Source organism: Verrucomicrobiota bacterium (assembly GCA_016871535.1).
GTDB lineage: Bacteria > Verrucomicrobiota > Verrucomicrobiia > Limisphaerales > SIBE01 > VHCZ01.
In genome coordinates this window covers 1-17039 of sequence record VHCZ01000128.1, presented here as the reverse complement: position 1 = coordinate 17039, position 17039 = coordinate 1, and the positions used below count along the sequence as shown (strand labels likewise).

Annotated in this window: 11 protein-coding genes, 1 tRNA gene and 3 pseudogenes; 11 read left to right on the top strand and 4 right to left on the bottom strand. The window is 59.5% G+C overall.

Going from position 1 to position 17039, the window contains the following annotated elements; translation table 11 throughout:
* Positions 1 to 861: 861 nt before the first annotated feature.
* Complete coding sequence (locus tag FJ398_16530; GenBank protein ID MBM3839537.1) at positions 862 to 1818, top strand: type II secretion system protein; 957 nt, start codon at positions 862 to 864, stop codon at positions 1816 to 1818.
* An 821-nt stretch (positions 1819 to 2639) separates the two neighbouring features.
* On the opposite strand, the pseudogene FJ398_16525 reads toward FJ398_16530, so the two are convergent.
* A pseudogene (locus FJ398_16525) lies at positions 2640 to 2834 on the bottom strand (type II secretion system protein).
* Between the two features lie 346 nt (positions 2835 to 3180).
* Between FJ398_16525 and FJ398_16520 the strand changes: the two are divergent.
* The 4 genes and pseudogenes from FJ398_16520 to FJ398_16505 all read left to right on the top strand — a co-directional run bounded on the left by FJ398_16520 (position 3181) and on the right by FJ398_16505 (position 6872).
* Positions 3181 to 3720, top strand: coding sequence for an SRPBCC family protein (locus FJ398_16520; protein MBM3839536.1), 540 nt, complete (start codon positions 3181 to 3183; stop codon positions 3718 to 3720).
* A gap of 8 nt (positions 3721 to 3728) precedes the next feature.
* Positions 3729 to 4151, top strand: a pseudogene (locus FJ398_16515) (exo-alpha-sialidase).
* Positions 4097 to 4363: pseudogene (locus FJ398_16510) on the top strand (MoaD/ThiS family protein). The pseudogenes FJ398_16515 and FJ398_16510 overlap by 55 nt, the downstream one beginning before the upstream one ends.
* Before the next feature lie 250 nt (positions 4364 to 4613).
* A complete protein-coding gene (locus FJ398_16505) occupies positions 4614 to 6872 on the top strand; it encodes a hypothetical protein (protein ID MBM3839535.1) in 2259 nt (752 codons plus the stop codon).
* Positions 6873 to 6939: 67 nt separating this feature from the next.
* Here FJ398_16505 and FJ398_16500 read toward each other — a convergent pair whose 3' ends face one another.
* Positions 6940 to 8982, bottom strand: coding sequence for a hypothetical protein (locus FJ398_16500; GenBank protein MBM3839534.1), 2043 nt, complete (start codon positions 8980 to 8982; stop codon positions 6940 to 6942).
* Between the two features lie 462 nt (positions 8983 to 9444).
* Positions 9445 to 9744: a hypothetical protein gene (locus FJ398_16495; GenBank protein ID MBM3839533.1), complete on the bottom strand. Its 300-nt coding sequence runs from the start codon at positions 9742 to 9744 to the stop codon at positions 9445 to 9447.
* A gap of 278 nt (positions 9745 to 10022) precedes the next feature.
* Between FJ398_16495 and FJ398_16490 the strand changes: the two genes are divergently transcribed.
* The gene (locus tag FJ398_16490; protein ID MBM3839532.1) at positions 10023 to 11318 is read left to right on the top strand and encodes a hypothetical protein; all 1296 of its coding nucleotides are present in this window, start codon (positions 10023 to 10025) and stop codon (positions 11316 to 11318) included.
* Between the two features lie 31 nt (positions 11319 to 11349).
* Here FJ398_16490 and FJ398_16485 read toward each other — a convergent pair whose 3' ends face one another.
* A complete protein-coding gene (locus tag FJ398_16485; protein MBM3839531.1) occupies positions 11350 to 14034 on the bottom strand; it encodes a DUF1553 domain-containing protein in 2685 nt (894 codons plus the stop codon).
* Between the two features lie 100 nt (positions 14035 to 14134).
* On the opposite strand from FJ398_16485, the gene FJ398_16480 reads away from it, so the two are divergent.
* The 5 genes from FJ398_16480 (at position 14135) to FJ398_16460 (ending at position 16840) form a co-directional block, all read left to right on the top strand.
* Positions 14135 to 14347 (top strand): hypothetical protein, encoded by a 213-nt coding sequence (locus FJ398_16480; GenBank protein MBM3839530.1) that lies wholly within the window; start codon positions 14135 to 14137, stop codon positions 14345 to 14347.
* Entirely contained in the window at positions 14329 to 15672 is a 1344-nt protein-coding gene (locus FJ398_16475; GenBank protein ID MBM3839529.1) for a hypothetical protein, read from the top strand. Before FJ398_16480 ends, FJ398_16475 begins: the two co-directional genes overlap by 19 nt.
* Before the next feature lie 299 nt (positions 15673 to 15971).
* Complete coding sequence (locus FJ398_16470) at positions 15972 to 16304, top strand: hypothetical protein (GenBank protein MBM3839528.1); 333 nt, start codon at positions 15972 to 15974, stop codon at positions 16302 to 16304.
* Positions 16305 to 16442: 138 nt separating this feature from the next.
* Positions 16443 to 16519: transfer RNA gene (locus FJ398_16465), tRNA-Met, on the top strand.
* 111 nt (positions 16520 to 16630) lie between these two features.
* Positions 16631 to 16840 carry a hypothetical protein gene (locus tag FJ398_16460; protein MBM3839527.1) on the top strand — a complete coding sequence of 70 codons (210 nt, stop codon included), beginning with the start codon at positions 16631 to 16633 and terminating at the stop codon, positions 16838 to 16840.
* The last annotated feature ends 199 nt before the right edge of the window (positions 16841 to 17039 follow it).

Here is a 17039-nt window from a genome sequence, read left to right as displayed (position 1 = left end):
TCCCACGACGAGAGGTTGCGTCCGCGGATTACCCACGCGGTCTCACTCTCCGACCCAGCGCCATTCACTCGGGTTCGACGCTAAACCAACTCCGAAACAGGCGCAAGCGGAAAGTGTCGCTGTCGTGTTAAGCGCTGTCGTTCGTTCCAGCCGGTCTTTCGCATTGGGGGAGGGTGGACTCGACACCGCCTGCGCCGCAACAGCAGAAAGCCCCGCCAAAGCCGAAAAGCTCAGAACGGCCGTCAAGACGAGCCTTCCAACTTTCCTCGGAAGCGACACGTGGCGGAGCGCCAGGCACACGGCCCATAAACTCGGTAGGGCGAATCCGTCCCGGCGAGCCGCTCGACGTGCCTGAACAACGTCCGACTCGGCTCGCTGGGGACAGGCTCGCCCTACCGTCTGGGTGTCCTCAGGACGGGAGAGAGGAACATTCGATCGCATTCACGCAAACCGTGCCTGCGGTTGCGTCGGTGTTTCTTGGACCTTGTTGCGGCGCCGGGAAGGATCTTGCGATGGAATCAGGGAACGCCGGACGAAACTGTCGGAACTGGTCACCACAGCAACCCCTCGACACTGGCTCTTCTTCGCGTCGCCGAGACAGATGCTGACAACCCTGACAACTGAAAACTGGCAACCGACAAACGGGGCCAAGATTCCAAAGCGAACAATTGCAGAACGACCCAGTTTAGTGCAGGCTCCACTGTCTCAACCGTCCGGTTATGCGCCTCATTGACGATACTCAACGTTTGAGGGTAGGGCTGGGGGGCGCGACACGCCAGGGGGTGCGACTCAGACTGTCGGTCAGCGAAGTCTTCTCCCTCTCTTTCCGAAGAGAGGAGAGGGCCGGGGAGAGGAGGTGCGTTGGATCGGGTCTCATGTTTCCAAGAAACCCCTCTCTCCGACTCTCCCCCCCCCTCGTTCCTCGCGGGGAGAGAGGGAAGTCAATCGAAGTCGCTGACCGGCAATTTTAATCGCACCCCACGCCAGGCAACCTTGGCACGGGCTTTCACCCTGATCGAACTCCTAGTCGTCATCGCTATCATCGCGATCCTGGCGGGGATGCTTCTGCCGGCGTTGAACCGGGCCAAGCTCAAAGCCACCGGCGCCGTCTGCCTGAACAACCAGAAGCAAATCGTCCTGGCCTGGATGCTCTATGCCGAGGACAACAACGACACCATCCTCCCCACCCAATACGCCGGCGCGAACGGCACCGTGGATTTGTATGCGGGCGGCTATTGGCGCGGACCGCAGCCGGACATCACGGCGAACCTTCGCGTCGATCAGGCTTTGCAGCGCGTTTATGCCGGTTTGAGCAACTCGCCGCTCACCCAATACTGGAGCGCTTACGATTCCTTCCATTGCCCCGGCGATTTGCGGACGAAACGGAACAAGCCCGGACGCGGCTGGGCTTACGACAGCTACTCGAAGTGCGACACCATGAACGGCACCGGACGCGGCTACAATCCGATCCGGCTGTTCACCAAGTTGGCCGCGATCCCCGAACCGGCGGAGTCGATGGTGTTCGTCGAAGAAGCCGATCCGCGCGATTACAATCGGGGCACGTGGAACATCCAGTTGAACCCGCCAGGGTGGGTCGATGCCTTCGCGATCTATCACGGCAACTGGAGCACATTCTCCTTCGCGGACGGCCACGCGGAGGGCCACGCCTGGCGCGACCCGGCCACGGTCAAGGCCGCAACGGATTCCGCGAACGGCATCGAAAGTTTTTTCTGGAAAGGCGGCGGCGCGAAGAATCCCGACTTTGTCTGGGTCTTCAATCGCTTCCGTCACCCCGATTGGAAGCCGCTCTCGCCCTGACAGTGTGTCTGAAGAATCGCCGAACTGAAGTCTGGAGTGTTGGAGTGTTGGAGATTACAGGACTCCAATGCTCCACTACTCCACTACTCGTGGGGCGAGGCTTGCCGTGCCAATGCCATCGAAGAAGAAGAGATCCGCAGGAGCGTCGCTCCACCGTCGATAACTGAGGGGTTGCGTGTCTGTCATCAACGTTCCGGCACTTTCACGTTGGCGTTCGGTTCGAAATCCTTGTGCCAATTCAAGGTCCATAGACCCTTGACCGTGACTTTCGCCGCGTGGCCATCGACGAAACCGACGTTGATCCCGCCGCGATGGCGGTCGATGGCAAACCGGCCCATGAACTGGCCTTTGGCGTGCGGAAAACTGCCGCCGCCGTATCCGCCGCCCTTGAGGTCGAGCGGCGGACGATCCTTGCCTTCGGGCCAGGAACCGACCCAGACGGAATCGCCATAGACGGGCACATCCCCTGGCGCGATGGAGAACTGGGAGTAGTATTTGTCGCGAGGAAAATCGGCGACATAGACGCCAAGATTGTCCAGCCACAGGTTCATGCCGTAACTGCCTTCGCCTTCGAGAACGCGCCAGGTTTTGGTGGAGGTGCCCCACCAGGCTTCGCCGATGGCCGGTTTGGCCTTGGGCCGTTTGGTGGCAGGGCAAAACATGATTCGCATGACGCCGTTCACGTTCTCGGCCGGTTTGTTTTTGTAAGCGGCGTCGCCCATGTAAGGCGCGATCTGGTGAAACCAGTACGTGCCGACCTCGGTCGTCACCGGGGGGACGTGATCGCGGAAGTCGTCGGCATAAAAGCCGGTGGCGAGCGACATCTGGCGAAGGCTGTTGAGGCAAACGGTCGCATTGCCCTGAGCCTTGGCGCGGCTCAGCGCGGGCAACAGCATGCCTGCAAGAATGGCGATGATCGCGATGACGACCAGCAGTTCGATCAAGGTGAATGCCTGGCGTGGGGAAGAAAAGGCCGTTTGGTTCCGGCGAACGCGCCGGCAGGAAGGAGTTGTCATAGGCGCACGGGTCTCGGTATCTGCCGGGAAGCTTACAGCACCTCGGAACAAAAGCAATGCGGGCCGCAATCAGCGGCAATTCTCCTTTGATCTCGTAGCGCAGCCGCTCGGCTGCGAGTTCGGACGGCGTCTCGCCGTTCGGAGGGAAACGGGGCGGGACGCCCCTTGAACCCGCAGGCGAGGACGCCCGCGCTACTTCGAATCCGGATGCGTGAAGAAGAAAAAATTCGCATTGACGATGTCCTAAGTTCTGCGCTTCGTTCGTCGAAGGAATAGACCGGGCAAGCGCAATTGAGATGTCGGCGGGCTCTAACCTGCCGGCATGCCATCCCACGGTCTGATCAGTATGCTTAAGAAGATCCTTATCGCACTGGCTGTCATCATCGTCGTGTTTGTGGTCGTCGTGGCCGTGCAACCTTCCGAGTTCCGCGTCACGCGGTCGGCCACGATGGCGGCCCCGGCGGCGGCGGCCTTTGAGCAGGTGAACGATCTCCACAAATGGGAGGCGTGGTCGCCGTGGGCCAAGCTGGACCCTGCGGCCAAGAACACGTTTGAAGGGCCGCCCGCAGGCAAAGGGGCGGTGTTCGCGTGGGCCGGCAACAACCAGATTGGCGAAGGCCGCATGACCATTACCGAAAGCCGCACCAACGAATTGGTCCGGTTCAATCTGGAATTCTTCAAGCCGATGGCGGGAACCAGCACTTCCGAGTTCATGTTCAAGTCCGACGGCAGCCAGACCACCGTCACCTGGAGCATGGACGGCAAAAACAACTTCATCGCCAAAGCCATGTGCCTGTTCATGAACATGGACAAAATGCTGGGCGGCGAATTCGAGAAAGGGTTGGCGTCGATCCAATCCATCGTGGAAAACGCGCCGAAAAGATAGGAGCGACTCTGAGCGGAGTACGAGTATTGGTGGGCACGCGCAAGGGCGCGTTGGTCCTGACCTCAGACGGCAAACGCAAGAAGTGGCAAGTCAACGGCCCCCTCTTCGGCGGCTGGGAAATCTACCATTTGAAGGGATCGCCTGTGGATCCGAACCGGCTGTTTGCCTCGCAAACCAGCGGCTGGTTCGGGCAGATTATTCAGCGTTCGGACGACGGCGGCAAGACCTGGCATCAACCCGGCACCCCGCCGGGCGAACCCACGACCACGCCGGAAGGTTTTCCCAAAGGCGAAAGCAACAAGTTCGTCTATGACACTTCGGCTGAAACCGGCAAGCCGCTTGCCACACATCAATGGTACGACGGCACGCAACATCCCTGGGAATTCAAGCGCGTCTGGCATCTCGAACCTTCGCTGTCCGATCCGGACAGCTCGAAGTGTCGGCCCCGGTCACGCAACGCTCGATCCTCAATGCGCCCGAATCGCGCTATCCGATGCTGAAGGGAACGATCCGCGATCACGTCGCGCAAAAACGGCGGCCCTTCGTGCGGTTTTTCGTCTGCGAACAGGACTGGAGTCTGGAGTCGCCAGACCAGCCGTTGCCCGACGCGATCGCCTCGGGTCAGGAGCCTTTTCTGGTCGTATGTCCCGTATGTCCTTCAACCGCCGGCGATGGCGCCAACGAAGGAACTGAATTTCCGGCTGTGCAAACGGTGGAAAATCGCTGATCCTTGGGTTGTCCAATTCACCCGAACAGAAAGGCAACTCATGTCGCGCTCAAGAATCTTCCTCGCAGTCCTGCTCGCCGCCGTCACCTTTGTGTTCAATCCCATTGGCGTGGCCGGCGGCGCTCCTTCCCTCGCCCTCGTTGAAAAAGTGGAATGGCAGCCGATCATCGCCCAGGTCCGGCGACTCATCGAAGCCGCGGAGTATCTTGGCTCGCCATTCAGTCCCGCCGACAAACAAGCCCTGGAAAAGGAAATGAACGGTTTGGGCGACGCTCAAGCCACCGCCGTCATCCAAAGAATCCTCGACGCGTACTGCTTGCTCGGCGTCACCATTACACCGGAGCCGGGCCTTAAGGTGTCCGCAGGTCCGGCCAAACCCGAATTAGTCCAGCAAGGCTGGCGACAGTTTCTCGTCAAAGTTCACAATGATCCAGGCCTCACCGCCGAACTCCGCGCTGTGAGTCCGAATGCGTTGTCTCTATTTGAAAGCGGCTCCAGCGTCACCGCCTCCGACCGCGCCTATCGCAAACGCGGCGCAAGTCCTGGTCTCGGCGCCGCGGACCTTTGGCTGGATTTGCAAATGTTCAACAAGCAACCGCTCCGGGAGCAACTGAGCGGCCTGAATCTGGAGTACCGCATCATTCAGCTTTACAGCCGTGATGCCGGCGACCGGTCAGCGAGGATTGCGTTCAATCTTGCCCAGGGCACGCAAAACATCGCAGGCGGAAACGATCTGACGACGACGTTCCGGTGCGCCGTGGCACCGGAGATCACGTTCAAAGTTCTGGACGAGAACAAGCGTCCTACCACGGGGATGTTCGTCATTCGCGACCAGCAAGGCCGGATTTATCCTTCTCAGGCAAAACGGCTCGCCCCGGATTTTGCGTTTCACCCGCAGGTGTATCGCGCGGACGGCGAAACGGTCCGGCTGCCGGCTGGAACTTACACCATCGAATTCGGGCGCGGGCCGGAATACTTCCTGGACACGGCCAAGGTTGAGGTGGCGGGAAAGCCCAAGACCATCAGTTTTCAGCTCAAACGCTGGATCGATCCCTCGAAGACCGGCTGGTGGTCGGGCGATCATCATATCCACGCCGCCGGATGCGCGCATTATACGAACCCGACCGAAGGCGTGCATGCACCGGACATGATGCGGCATTGCCTGGGCGAAGACTTGAAGGTCGGCTGCAACCTGACCTGGGGACCGTGCTTCGATTATCAGAAACAGTTTTTCACGAGCAAGGACGACAAGGTTTCCCGCCACCCCTACTTGCTGCACTATGACGTGGAGGTTTCGGGGTTTGGCTCGCACCAATCAGGCCATCTCTGCTTGCTCCGGTTGAAGGAGCAAATGTACCCCGGCGGCGACTCAAAGGACCATTGGCCCACGCTGGGCTTGAACACGCTTCGCTGGGCGAAGAAGCAAGGCGCGGTGTGCGGGCCCGCGCATTCAGGCTGGGGTCTGGAAGCGCGCCCGTCCGGCAATCCGCCCGTGAGCAGCCGAACTTCCGGCGAAGTCGTCACGCTTTCGGATGAATTGCCCAACTACATCATCCCGCCCTTCAATGGCATCGGCGCCAACGAATATATCATGGATGTGACTCACCAGGTCCCTGGACCGGACGGCAAGCTTGTGCCTGCGGTGGATTTCATTTCCACCGTGGACACGCCCTACGTCTGGGAATTGAACATCTGGTATCACACGCTGAACGTCGGGTTCCGCACACGCATCAGCGGCGAAACCGATTTTCCGTGCATCTACGGCGAGCGCGTCGGCCTGGGCCGGTCTTATGTCAAGCTCGACGGCAAGTTGAACTACGACCAATGGTGCGAAGGCATCCGGCAAGGCCGCAACTACGTCGGCGATGGCAAGAGCCATTTGCTCGAATTCAAGGCCAACGACGTCGCAATGGGCGAAAATGGGAGCGAACTCCGGCTGGCAAAAGCAGGCACCGTCCGGCTGAAAGCGAAAGTCGCGGCGTTGCTGAACGAGAAGGCGAACCTGTCGCTGAGAAGCACGCCTTACCACCAGAAACCGTACTGGGACGTGGAGCGGGCGCGAATCGAGGGCACGCGGGAAGTACCTGTGGAAGCTATCGTCAACGGCTACGCGGTCGCGCGCAAAACGATCGTCGCGGACGGAAAACTCCAGGACGTCAGCTTCGACGTGAAGATTGGCCGCAGCAGTTGGGTGGCCCTGAGGATTCTGCCTTCATCGCACACCAACCCGATCTTTGTGGTGGTGGATGGCAAACCGATTCGCGCCTCGCGCCGCAGCGCGGAGTGGTGCTTGAAAAGCCTCGATCAATGCTGGTCGCAGAAGGAGCGCTTCTACAAGGCCGACGAAATGGACCAGGCGAAGAAGGACTACGCCCACGCACGGGAGGTTTATCGGAAGCTGCTTGAGGAGTGTGCCGCGGATTGATTCGGAAACTTCACAGGAGCTATTGAAGGTTTGCCAACTCTATGTCCTCTTCTGTCCAGCTTGCGTTTCAATCGATAGGAGGAGTTGCGGCGGCTGCTTCGTCATGGTCCACCGAAGATTTCCGGACAATGACGCTCTCGAACGTTTCTCGGAGTTCTTGGAGATGTTTCCCTTGCTCGGGGAACAAATGGTCCGCTTCCACTTCCCGTGAGAACGTTCGGGCCAACTCCAGACGCCCCTGACGAACCAGCACCTCCACGCAACCGAAATTGTAGAGCGCCCGCTCCGAGGCGCTCAGCCTTTGCGGGTCGATCTGCGCCAGCAGCCGATCGGCATCCTCATAACGATAGTTCTGAATCAACGCCAGAGCGTGATTGATCCGAAAAGCCACCGCGTCGGGTCGGTGGCTCCAGAGCGCAAACGTGTGTTGGATCGCTTGCTCCGGCTGGCGGCGATTGATCAGCAAGGCCGCAGCATAGTTGTTTCGCGCGACCCGGTCGGCGGGGTTCAAGGCCAGCGCCTTCGCTGTGGATTTCAACAACAACTCCGCGTCCTTCAGCTCGAAAGCCAGGGTCGCGAGTGTGTCCCAGTAAACGGGATTGTGTTCGCTGAACCGCTCTACCGACTTGAGCAACGAAAGCGCTTTTTCCCTGTGTCCCCAGCGCCACAAATGCGGGGCCATCGCGAGGGTCAGTTGAGGATGCGGACAACGGCTCGTTCCGATCCGGCCAAACGCCTGGCGGGCCGCATTCAAACGGTGTTGCGCCAATTCCACCCGGCCTTCCAGAAAATGACTCAGATCCCCCAACCGCTCGCTTAAGGTGCTGTCCAATCCGATTTGCAGCGCCAGTCGCCGCAGGTTGTCCCACTGCTCTGACTCGATGAGCAGATTGGCATACAAAATCCACAGCTCGTCCAGGAAACTGAACTCCAGGGTGAAGCGATCGAGCAAGCGCTGCGCCAGCTCGCGTAGGCCCAGAGCGAGGTATGCCTGGGCCAATTGGAAGGTTTCCAGCCCCGTGGCCGGGGACATCGCCAATGCCCTGGCCCGTTCGATCGCCGAATCCCGCCGCTGGTTTCCCGCCAGCAAACGCCAGGCGCGGACATGGTCGATGAGGCGGTCTAGTTTCCAATCACTCAACCGCTCCAGACAAGCCAGATATTCATCGACTTCATCGCGCTGTTCGCACACCCGCAAACGAAGCCGATGGGCGAGCACGCGCCACTGCGGATCGTGCAGATGATCGTTCAGCCGCACCTCCATTTGTGGTTCCTCGCTGTTTTCAGTGGCTGTTCTCTCTCTCCCAGCGGGAGAGGCCTGGGGTGAGGGAGAAGCGCTGGCAATTTCCAAGGCCGCTGACTCGTCTAACGCCTTCACCCTCTCCCTCAAGGGAGAGGGAACGACGCAGAGTCCCCAGCCCTCCCGGAAGGCGGCGCGGTACAGCCGCATCTCCGGGTCGGCCGGCAAGGCTGCCGTCGCTGCCCGCTCGCGCCAGAACGCATCGAACTCCGCCATGTGTCCTTGATTGAACAAGGCGCGCAGAAAAATCTTTTGCAGCGGCAACGTCAGACGATCTTCGTGGCATTTGAGAAGTGCAATCAGATAATCCTCCAGCCCGTATTTCTCGAAGACCGCGCTGGCCAATTCCAGATCGATGACGTTCGTCTGCGTCAGGCGCATGAGCCAGAAGGCGCGCCAGAGCGCCGGGCCCTGAAAACGCGGCGGTTCCGCGTGCCGCACGACCTGGCGCAAGAATCCACGCAGCAACGATTGATCGCCTGAATTATTCTCCACCGCCAGATTGTAGGCGATCAGACCATCGGAGACGCGCCCGCTTTGCAGTTCGCGCTGCGCGGACCGCTCGAGGGCTTTGGCCTGAAGCCAATCCACGCCGCTGATCCGGACTACGGGAAGAAATCCCGACGGGGTCGTCCGCCAAATCTTCGCCAAGGCCAGGGCCAGGATGACGGGGAGCAACAACAGGCCTAAAAAACAAAGCCGGAACCCGACCGAGAACAGCAGCGTCCACACGAGCATGCAAATCGCCGGGTAACGGAAGAACCAACCGGCAATTCGTTCTTTGGTTTCGCTAGTCAACTTGCAGTCCATTCGCCAGGCCCCAATTGGGGCGTGGCCTTCGTGTCCGATTGGCGCCTTCGATGATTCAGAATTTGTCTTGGAGAGCGGTGACGCAGCGCAGCGCGCCGGCTGTCTTTCAGTCTCGAAAAAGCTGTTCAGCCACAGAGAGCACAAAGAACACAAAGCTTGACGGGCTTATCGAATGAACAGACCTATTCACTCGGTTAGTAGATGGCGTTGATCGTTCAATTCGTTTCCTCTGTGATCTTTGCGCTCTCTGTGGCTAATCAACAGCCGTTTCAAGGTTCACTCCGCCAACACGGCTCCATCGTCGTGATCCAGGATCCGGCGGGCACTCGGACGCTTCCGGTTTATGGAGAGCAGATCGGATCAAGGCTTAATTTGCCGGTCGATTTCGTCCGCCGAACAGGACACCGCCTCACGTTCGACCAATATGCGCAACGGTATCACGCGGTGGCGGGGAACGCCGCTCTACGAGGCCGTCCGCCCGGCGCACGGCAGCCAGCCGATGCCGGGTTCGTCAAAACTCTGTCGCCCCAGATTCCGGACCCAATCTCGAAATATCGGATCGCTCAGGAGCGGCGACAATTGCCGCTGCGCGGATTTCGCGCGCCGATCCTGGACGAGGCCGGTCGAGTGGTTCCAATGGTCCTCCCGGCGGAAGGCCTCACCGAAGCGCAGCGGAAAGCCGCCGATTTCATTGCGCGCCGCCTCGCTCATGAGGGATTGATTGCGACGCTCGTAGAAGCCCTTGCCATCCTCGGTCCGCAAAAAGTTCTGGCTCAGCCTGCCGAAGTTGCCGCACGAGAGCTCTCTGATTTGGGTTTCCCGTCCGATTGGCTCGATTGTTTCAAACTGAACGGCCCTCAATCCGCGCGGGGCACTGAACTGATTCGGCACACCGCTCGCCGGCTGTTGGACGGCAAGCCTGCCGCAGCGGTGAAAGAGGAACTCAAATCCCTTATTAAATTAGCTTCGAATTTCATCGGAACGGCCCTGGATTTCGCGTCGCGGCGGAAAACGGCGAGGATGAAATCGCCCTGGTGCGGATGCAAGTGGAGGGCGGTTACCTGGGCGGGATCGTTCCGGGCGACAGTCTGGATGTCACGGCGCAAATCGTGGCTGCGTTGCCGGAGGCGGATTTTCTGGTCACCATTCGGGACACTTTTGCCACGAACCTTCATTGGCTTGCGCAGCATTCTTGGCCGCTCAAGCGCCCCGACCAACTGACGATTCTCGCCGAGAAATGCGACGTGACTCCGTGGGCGCAGGACAACGGGAAGGCCGGTTTCGCAGCTCTGAATCCTGCCAACCGCGCCGCGCCGGCCACGCTGGCGCCGCGTTACGCTTCCCAGGGTGAAGACGAATCCCAGTTCATGCCGGGAGATTCATACCTGATGGACGAACTGCGCGCCGCGGGCCATACCGTGATCCAGTCACCGCTGCTTTTCCAGGGCGGCAATCTGCTCGCCGTCCATGATCCCGCAGCCAAACGGCGCGTACTGCTGGTCAGCGAGGCGGAAATCTGCCGCAACACCGCGCTCGGTTTGACGCGCGACCAGACGCTGCAAGCATTCCGGGCGGAGTTTGGCGTGGACGTGTGCGTGGTTTTCCCGATCGTCTCCCACCATCTGGATTTCGACGTCACGGTCCGGACGCATCGGGGACAAGTGCTGGCGTTTGTCAATGATCCGCAAACAGCCATCCGGCGGATCCTCGAACGCGGCGTGGCGGTCTTGGAAGCCAATCGCAGCCTGACGCCGGGCGACGCGAACGCAGCTCGCGCGCAGCTTCGCGAAGGCAAGAATCTCGACCTCGCGCAGACACTGACCGCCGCACTGCAACGGCATTTGAATCAGGACCGTCAATATCCTTTAACCCTGGCCCGGGCGTTTGCGAGGGACCGAAACGATTCGCCGACTGGAAATTTCCAATGCTTCCTCGCGGCTCTGGATTTGCATTGGAGCGCGGCGCTCACCGAGGCCGCAATGCCGCCGGATGCGCTGGTTCGAAGTTATTTCGCAGCGTTGCGCGAGCTGGAGGAAGCCCGCCAGACCCAGATTCGTGAACTGCAAAAACTCGGCTGGAAAGTGGTGCCAATTCCCAGTTTGCCGGACATGTATCGCACGATCAATTACGTCAACAGTCTCCACGATCGGTCGCGCCTGCTCATACCGGCTTACGGGGGTTTCTACGCGTTTCTAGACGAAGCCGCCAGAAGCGCGTACCCGCAAGCGCTCGGACCCGAGATCGCAATCCTCCCGATCTACACCGCCGCGAGCCAGCGCAACCACGGCGCCGTCCATTGCGCCGCCTCGGCGTATCCGGCGGCGGGAAAGCCGTGAGGGGAAGCGTTACAACGTCACAGGGTTGAATCTAATCCACGTAGAGAAATTCGTTTGCGCTCAAGAGGGCCTGGCAGAGATTGGCCAGCGCCTGATGGTCTGGCTCGACCTTTTTGGCTGAATCTCTCGGTTCGGCCTTTTTCTCCGTGGTTTTCGCTGATGATTCAGCCGTTGCTGTCTCGGAAACGCTCGCCAGGGGCGTCACCTGTTGCGCGAGAAACTCCAGTGATCTTCGCATTTCGCTTTCCGAAGGATCACGGCTGAAAGCCAGTTGCCATGCGCGGATAATCTGATCTCTGCGGTTCGGCCCGGCTTCTTGGCGCAGCCGTGCCGCGAACCGTTGCGCCTGGTCCAAAACAAAATCGCTGTTCATCAGCATGAGCGCCTGGGTCGCGACCGTTGAGGATTGGCGGCGCTCGCAATTCACTTCCATGACCGGCGCGTCGAACGAATTCAGGAAAGCGAGCGGCTTGCTCCGGCGCACCTGCACATACACGCTGCGGCGGAATTCTTCGCCGCCCATCGGCACTTCGACCGGCATTTTGTTGTCGCCTTGCTTTTTATCGACGCCGACCACGACCTGGCCCACGAGGTCTTCACGCACCGGAACTGGCGGTCCGGCCATTTTGGGATTGAGCACGCCGCTGGCGGCGAGAATGGAATCCCGAATCGATTCCGCGTCCAGGCGCTGAACGGGCTTGCGCCAGTAGAGAGTATTGTCGGGGTCGTGGATTTCCTTTTCCGGATCGCGCCGCGAGGATTGACGATACGCGGTGGAGGTCACGATCAATTTGTGCAGGCGTTTCAAACTCCAGCTCAAGGCGAGTTGAGAGTTGGCGGTTGAGAGTTGAGAGGAGAAAGCGCTGGCGAGCCAGTCGAGCAACTCCGGATGGGTCGGCTTTTCGCCGAGCATGCCGAAGTCCGCGGGTGTGCCGACGAGGCCGCGGCCGAAATGGTGCATCCAAACGCGGTTAACGATCACGCGAGCCACCAAGGGATGCTCCCCGCTCGTGAGCCAACGCGCGAAGGCCAACCGGCGTCCCGCGCTGGGCAAGCTGCGGTCCTTGTCCGGGAATGAAACGCATTGCCCGGTCGAAGCGAAGATCGAAAGCCCACCGGGCTGGACGGCTTCCTTTGGCTGCTTGGGATCGCCGCGATGGAAGAGGAAGGTGACGGGGATCTTTCCCGGAACCTCCGTCAGCGCTTGAACGAAATCCTCGGCGGGCTTGCGGGCGCGGACCTCGGCGATCTTGGCATCCATGGCTTTCAAATCATCGGCAGCCTTCGGATTGTATTGGTAGAGCACGCCCGGCGTGATGTTCACGCTCGGATGGTCCATGAGCAGTTTTTTCTGCTCGGCGGTGCGTTTGTCGGGGGGCGTTTGGTAGGCGGAGCGAAGCGGATCGCGCAAAGCGGCGTCGAATTTCTCAAGATGCCGTTCGAGCGCGTCGGCAAGGTATTGCTTTTGTTTGGCCTCTTTCTCGGCGGTGAGTTTTTTAGCTTCCGCTTCGATTTCGGAGGCTTTGGCGCGGTCGGCATCGGTGTAGAGTGAAATCAAGCGCTGCTGGGGCGTGCGCCAGTTCTTCCAGTCGTAAGCGGGTTCCAACACGGCGCGCAGGCGGTAATAATCCGTCTGCGGAATGGGATCGTAGCGGTGGTCGTGGCACTGCGCGCAGCCGACGGAAAGACCGAGCAACGAAGTCGAGACAATCTTGATCGTGTCCGCGATGACCTGGTTCCGCGCCGTGTCCTGATCGATGCCGCCGGTCGCCGTGCCATCCGGTCCCATGCGCAGAAAACCCGTGGCTACGAGCTTTTCGAGGGTTTCGGGACCGCGGACGGCAGAGGCGAGATTCGTATAGACGCTGGCCGCCTGTTCGTCGCCCGCCAGTTGTTCGACGATGAATTCATCGAACGGCTTGTCGGAGTTGAACGCCCGGATCATATAGTCGCGATACTTGTAAGCGTAATCCCGCGGCACGTCGGCCTCGGAGTAACCATCAGAATCCGCGTAACCGGCGGCATCGAGCCAGTGGCGTCCCCAACGCTCGCCGTAATGCGGCGAACTGAGCAAGCGGTCGATGAGTTTTTCATAAGCGCCAGGGGCTTTGTCCGCTACAAACGCGGCGACTTCCTCTGGACTCGGAGACAAGCCGAGGAGATCCAGCGTGGCGCGCCGAATGAGCGTGATCCGATCGGCATCCGGCGAAAAGGAAAGCCCGCGCTTGCCAAGCTCCGCGAGCAAGAAAGCATCGACCGGCGTGCGAACCCGGTCGCTCTGGAACGCAGGAACGGATGGACGCCGCACGGGCTGAAACGCCCAATGCGCGCGTTCTTCTTCGGTGATGAGCATGCCCTGGCCGATCTCGGCGGGTTCGTCCCGAGCCGTCTTCGCCCCGCTGGCGATCCACTTTTCAATGGTGCTGATTTCCTCGGACGAAAGTTTCTTGTCCCGCTTGGGCATTTCGCCGGAGCGAATCTTCTCGATCAATTCGCTCTTCTCTGGCTGGAAGGGGACGATGGCCGCTCCGGAATCTCCGCCTTTGACCATGAAACGGCGGAGGCGCAGATCGAGGCCGCCCTTCAGCTTTTCCCCTTCGCCATGGCAATCGAAGCAATGCGCTTTGAGGATGGGACGGACGTGTTGCTCGAATGTAAGATCGGATTGGCGGGCGAGTTGTCCAGGCGCTTTGTGTATGAAGACGAAAAGACCCATTCCCAACACAACAGGCCAACACACAGACGGATCGGTTCGCCATACCGGTCTTCTCACATCATTGAACCTTGGGGAATCGGTCCGAACTGGCAACTCAATTTTGTCACTACCTTCGACGGACATCCCTTCCAAACGCGAGAGCGAAGCCAAGCTGGGCTGGACGCAGGTCGCCTCAAAACAAACTGAATTGGTGTCACACCGATCCATGATGACCGACCTGATCTACACCTGGGGCACGCTGGCGCACACGACCGGCAAAAATCCGTTCGGCGTGAATGGGCTCTGGGGTTTTGGATGTGGGAGCCTTGCATAGTGAATCGACTCTATGACATCATCCCGGCCATGAGAGTCCAACTATTCACCCTGCTTTTGTCCGCAATTGCCGTTTTTTCCACGAAAGGCCTTGGACCTTCATTTGCCGCCTCCTCAGAGCAGTACGACCGCAACTGGCCGCAGTGGCGCGGGCCCGCCGGCAACGGCCTCGTCCTGCACGGCAGCCCGCCGCTGGAATGGAGCGAAGAAAAAAACGTGAAATGGAAAGTCGCGATTCCTGGGCTGGGACACGCCACTCCCATCGTGTGGGAAAACAAGATTCTCGTCCTCACCGCCGTGCCTGTTGAGGGCAACGACATGAAATTCGCTTTCACCGTGCTTTGCCTGGACCGCCGCAGCGGACAGACGCTCTGGAAGAAAGTCGCTCGCCAGGATGCGGCGCATCAGGATATTCAACCCACGAACAGCCGCAGTTCCGGTTCGCCGGTCACGGATGGCGAACATCTCATGGTCTCTTTCGGCTCCTACGGGCTTTATTGCTTCGATCTCGACGGCAATCTGAAATGGGAAAGAGACCTCGGCAAAGTCAACGTCACCTGGGGCGAAAGCTCTTCTCCCGCGCTCGTCGGCGACACCGCAATCGTCATCCAGGACAACAACAAGGCTTCCTACATTCACGCGTTCGACAAGAAGACGGGCCGGGAATTATGGACGAAGAAACGGGATGAAGGTTCCAGTTGGACGACGCCCTTTGTTCTCGAACGCGGCGGCAAAACGCAAGTCATCGTGAACGGCGCCAAAGCCGTCCGCAGTTACGACCCGGAAAACGGTGAAGTGCTCTGGCAATGTTCGGGGCTTGGCATCAACGTTATCCCCATGGTGGTCGTCGATCAGAATGCGGTCTATGCCATGTCCGGCCAACGCACCTCCCCGATGGCCATGGCGATCAAGCTAGGCGGCGCGGGCGACCTGACCGGCACCGACGCGGTGCTCTGGAAATTCACGCGCGGCACGTCGTATGTATCGTCGCCGCTGCTCTACGACGGGTTGCTTTATTTCTTCCAACACATCAACGCGCTGATCACTTGTCTCGACGCGGCCACAGGCCAGCCCCACTTCCTTCAGGAACGGCTCGAAGGCGTCACCACGATCTATTCTTCGCCGATTGGCATGAACAATCGGATTTATGTCGTCGGCCGCGAAGGGACCACCGCCGTGCTGGAAAAATCCAAGGAACTGAAGGTGCTCGCCCGAAACAAACTCGACGACGGCTTCGACGCTTCACCCGCAGTCGTCGGAAACGAACTCTTTCTCCGGGGCCGGAGCAAGCTCTATTGCATTGCGGAAACCTCAAGCAGCCGGTGAAGGGTATCGAGACGCGAAGCGCGTTCCGGCCTCTCCCGACGGGAGGTCGAGGTGAGATGCCCTTTCATGATGGTGAAGAATGGGGAAGAAGGGAAGAACCGGCTGAATAATTAGCTCTTGCTTTTTCGTCCTATTTGCCGTAATCGAGCAACTAATACTAGGCGTTAGCGGTCTTGAATTGGCCTCTCGTTGGGGCTTGTGCCATACTCGATTAGTGTGGCGCGACGGTCAAAGACCGGCGTCAAGAACGAACTGTTTTCGAGGCACGCTCCACCTGGTAACCACAATAGGAACTCCATATGAAGAAAACATTAGTTCTGACCCTGTCGGTCGTCGGTTTGCTTTTATCGGCCAGCAGCGCATTCGCCGCCGAAAAAGAAGTCACGATCAAGGGCGAAGCTCAATGCGCCAAATGTTCGCTGAAGAAAGCGGACAAGTGCACTAACGTCATCGTGGCCAAGGAAGACGGCAAAGAGGTGACCTACTACGTCGCCAAGAACGAATACGGAGACCATCATTTGCCGCACAAGCTCATTTGCCAGGCCACCAAGAAAGTGGAAGCCAAGGGCACCGTGAAGGAAGTCAATGGCAAAAAGGAAGTGGCGCTCGCTTCGATCAAAATCTCTGACTAGCGATTGCCGACAACGCAATTTCGCTTTTGGGCCCGCAGCCTGGATTCGTCCACTGCGGGCTCTTTGTTTTCGGGACGCGAAAAAATCGGGAAATGACTTGCGCTGGTTTTCGAAGGGACTATATTCGCAGCCCCTGATCGCGGGGTGGAGCAGCCCGGTAGCTCGTCAGGCTCATAACCTGAAGGTCAGAGGTTCAAATCCTCTCCCCGCAACCAATTTGAAGGCGTAAAACCCTCGATTTTCCTAAGAAAGTCGTGGGTTTTCGCTTTTCTAGGCCCGGTCTCGTTTTCCGTTCGGCAAGCGGCATTTTGGGGCATTTCCGGGCTATGATTTCCCTTTTCTTTCACTTGCGCCGGGCCGTGTCCGGGGCTGTGAATCCCGCCCGGATCGCATCAGGAAAGGGGGTTTCCAAAGGGGGGAAACTGAAGGGGGAAACGGTGTTGCCGGAACCGCCCGCCGCGTTCTTCACGGGCCGCCCAGGAAAGGGCAAGGGCGTTCTCCGTGAACGGATGGTGCTGGGTTTCGCCACCGCGTGAACAGCCAGGCCGCGCGAACATTCAGATCCGGACCCACCAGACGGGGCGATCCAGACCTTCGGAGACCTGATTGCCCGCCCGGGATCCTCCTCCGGTCTCCGAGCCAGTGATGGGATGAAGGAGGTTGAACGAGGTCAAAAGCGGGGCGCCCGCATCGGGTTTCGAGAAACGTTGCGGACAGCTTGAGGCTCCCCTGTGT

Coding starts and splice junctions, on each gene's coding strand:
- FJ398_16520 (MBM3839536.1), top strand. CDS start 3,181: ATGCTTAAGAAGATCCTTATCGCACTGGCTGTCATCATCGTCGTGTTT.
- FJ398_16500 (MBM3839534.1), bottom strand. CDS start 8,982: ATGGACTGCAAGTTGACTAGCGAAACCAAAGAACGAATTGCCGGTTGG.
- FJ398_16490 (MBM3839532.1), top strand. CDS start 10,023: ATGCAAGTGGAGGGCGGTTACCTGGGCGGGATCGTTCCGGGCGACAGT.
- FJ398_16485 (MBM3839531.1), bottom strand. CDS start 14,034: ATGGGTCTTTTCGTCTTCATACACAAAGCGCCTGGACAACTCGCCCGC.
- FJ398_16475 (MBM3839529.1), top strand. CDS start 14,329: ATGTGGGAGCCTTGCATAGTGAATCGACTCTATGACATCATCCCGGCC.
- FJ398_16470 (MBM3839528.1), top strand. CDS start 15,972: ATGAAGAAAACATTAGTTCTGACCCTGTCGGTCGTCGGTTTGCTTTTA.
- FJ398_16460 (MBM3839527.1), top strand. CDS start 16,631: ATGATTTCCCTTTTCTTTCACTTGCGCCGGGCCGTGTCCGGGGCTGTG.